This is a genomic window from Actinomyces sp. ICM47, assembly GCF_000278725.1.
Taxonomy (GTDB): domain Bacteria; phylum Actinomycetota; class Actinomycetes; order Actinomycetales; family Actinomycetaceae; genus Pauljensenia.
In genome coordinates this window covers 1-2,478 of the sequence record NZ_ALCA01000071.1, presented here as the reverse complement: position 1 = coordinate 2,478, position 2,478 = coordinate 1, and the positions used below count along the sequence as shown (strand labels likewise).

At 67.9% G+C, this 2,478-nt stretch carries 3 protein-coding genes; 2 read left to right on the top strand and 1 reads right to left on the bottom strand.

All coding sequences use genetic code 11. The features are described 5' to 3' along the window. The first annotated feature begins 2 nt into the window (after positions 1 to 2). Positions 3 to 1,160, top strand: coding sequence for a methyltransferase (locus tag HMPREF1136_RS04385; RefSeq protein WP_009648121.1), 1,158 nt, complete (start codon positions 3 to 5; stop codon positions 1,158 to 1,160). Positions 1,161 to 1,313: 153 nt separating this feature from the next. Next, on the top strand, positions 1,314 to 1,769 hold the full coding sequence (locus HMPREF1136_RS04380) for a GNAT family N-acetyltransferase (protein ID WP_009648122.1): 456 nt from the start codon (positions 1,314 to 1,316) through the stop codon (positions 1,767 to 1,769). 493 nt (positions 1,770 to 2,262) lie between these two features. Here the strand turns inward: HMPREF1136_RS04380 and HMPREF1136_RS11170 are convergent. Next, a partial coding sequence (locus tag HMPREF1136_RS11170) for a hypothetical protein (RefSeq protein ID WP_232204173.1) occupies positions 2,263 to 2,478 on the bottom strand: 216 nt, incomplete at its 5' end.

The following is a 2,478-nucleotide window of genomic DNA, read 5'->3' as shown; positions in this document are numbered from 1 at the left end:
GAATGCGCTGCGACCACTTTGACGCCGGGACCTGTCGGTCCTGCTCCCTCCTCCCCCAGCCCTACGAGCGCCAGCTCGCCGACAAGGCGGAGGCCGTCGCAGCTACCCTTTCCCCCGTCCTGGGAGCGGACGAGATCGCCTGGCTGGCCCCGGCCTCGTCCCCGCAGAAGGGATTTCGCACGAGCGCAAAGCTCGTCGTCGGAGGAACCCGTCGTCGACCCACACTGGGGATTCTCGGACCCAACCGGCGCGGCATCGACCTGCCCGGCTGCCCCATCCAACACCCGGCGATCAACCGCGCAACGCCCGGCCTCAAGCGCTTCATCCGCTCCCTGAGCCTCACCCCCTACGACGTCCCCACCAAGCGCGGGGAGCTCAAAAACATCCTCATCACCGTGGGCGCAGGCGAACAGCTCATGATCCGCTTCGTGCTACGCACGCGCGAGCGCGTCTCCGACATCCGCTCGGCACTGCCGCTGCTGCGCAACCTCGTACCCAGCGCCCACGTCGTCACCGCGAACATCCACCCCACGCACGAGGCCATCGTCGAAGGCCCCGATGAGATCATCCTGACGCGCGCACGCACGCTGCCACTGTCCGTGGAGGGCCTCGAGCTGGGGCCTCGCTCCTTCGCGCAGACGAACGCGCACGTCGCCTCCGCCCTGTACGAGCAGGCCGCGCTGTGGGCGTCGCGTCCCTTCGCCGACGGTCGCCTGCCCGAAAGCCTGTGGGACCTGTACTGCGGCGCCGGCGGCTTCGCCCTCGCCTGCGCGCGCGCCGGATTTCCGCGCGTCACCGGCGTCGAGGTGTCCTCCGGGGCGATCTCCTCGGCGATCAGCGCCGCGCGCCACGCGGGCCTGTCGCGCGCTGCGGCAACCTTCATCGCGGATGACGCGACCGCGTGGGCGCGCGCCCAGTCGCCCGAGGACATGCCCGACGTGATCGTCGTGAACCCGCCGCGTCGAGGCATCGGAGCCGACCTGGCCGCCTACCTGAACCAGTGCGACGCGCCGCGCGTCATCTACTCCTCGTGCAACCCCGCATCGCTGGCCACGGACCTGGCGGCCATGCCCACGCTGCGCCCCGTCGAGGGCCGCCTCTTCGACATGTTCCCGCACACAACCCACGCCGAGGTCGCCCTCCTCCTCGAGCGCGCGTAAACACAGGAGCGTCGCGCCCCGCCAACTCATCGCGACCACGTCACTCTGCCCCGACCTCGTTCCGCGCATACCCTCGACTGACCTCGGATTCCTCTTTCTCTCGCGGAACTGCCAGCTACGACCGCTACAATTGGACCAACCGTTAGGAGAAACATGACCGTCGAACTTATCACCGCCGCCACGCCCGAAATCCACGAGGCCATGGGGCGTCTGATCCCCCAGCTGTCCCGCTCCGCCGCCCCCATGAGCGAGGCTGACGTGCAGCGCTTCCTCTCCCAGGACAGCGTGCACCTGTTCGCATTCCGCCCGGATGAGGCGGACGCCCAGGGCAACCGCCCGATTCTCGGCATGCTGTCCCTGGTGGCCTTCGAGATCCCCACCGGCGTGCGCGCGTGGGTGGAGGACGTCGTCGTCGACGAGGCCGCCCGCGGTCAGGGTGCCGGTTTCGCCCTCGTGGAGGCAGCCGTCGAGCACGCGAAGAATGTTGGTGCGCGCACCGTCGATCTGACGTCGCGTCCTTCGCGTGAGGCCGCGAACCGCCTCTACCAGCGTGCCGGCTTCCAGCTGCGCGAGACCAACGTGTACCGCGTGACCCTCGAGCAGAAGTAAGCTCGCGACGCTCGCGCCGATCATTTCGGTTGTGGCGCTTGCGTTGCATGTGTTGCTCGCTTTGCTTGCAGCAGTTGCAATACTTGCCTGGCTTATGATGCCGCCCGCCCCGCGCAACGCGAGGGCGGGCGCTTTGTTTGAGGCGATGAGCGCACAACCCCGCAGACTCGCACCCTATTCCTTACGCCCGTGGGCGGCGGCAGGACCTGGCAGCCGACGATGCGGATAGGTTACGACGATGCGGATAGGTTATGACCACGCGGATAGGCTAATAAGCTATCCGCCTGGTCATAACCTATCCATGAAGCAACAACCTATCCGCGTACGCATCAGCTCTTAACACCGCTACTAGTTCAGGAAGCAATGCACTAGCAGCTAGACAGCGCAATGCCTCCCCGTGCGGCACAATACCCCGAGCAACAAGCTCATTCGCGGATCCCGATGTCCGTGCCCGATTGGAGGCAGCCGCAGGGCCTGCGGGGCAGGCCGGGCTTCAAGCCGACGTGCCGAGCAGAGTTCGCGGCATGGACAGCAAGCGGGCGGGCAGGCCTCGGTTCCGGTGGGCGGCGGCAGGGCCTGGCTGGGCTTCGAGACGACGCGCCAAGCGAACGATCAGCAACCAAGCGCCGGCGGTGTGGAGGCCGCCGCGGGGCCTGCAGGGCCTGGCCGGGCTTCGAGACGACGCGCCGAGCGAAGCTCGCGGCGCGGA

Bases quoted from the DNA above. Each gene is read 5' to 3' on its own strand.
- HMPREF1136_RS04385 (WP_009648121.1), top strand. From the start codon at position 3: ATGCGCTGCGACCACTTTGACGCCGGGACCTGTCGGTCCTGCTCCCTC.
- HMPREF1136_RS04380 (WP_009648122.1), top strand. From the start codon at position 1,314: ATGACCGTCGAACTTATCACCGCCGCCACGCCCGAAATCCACGAGGCC.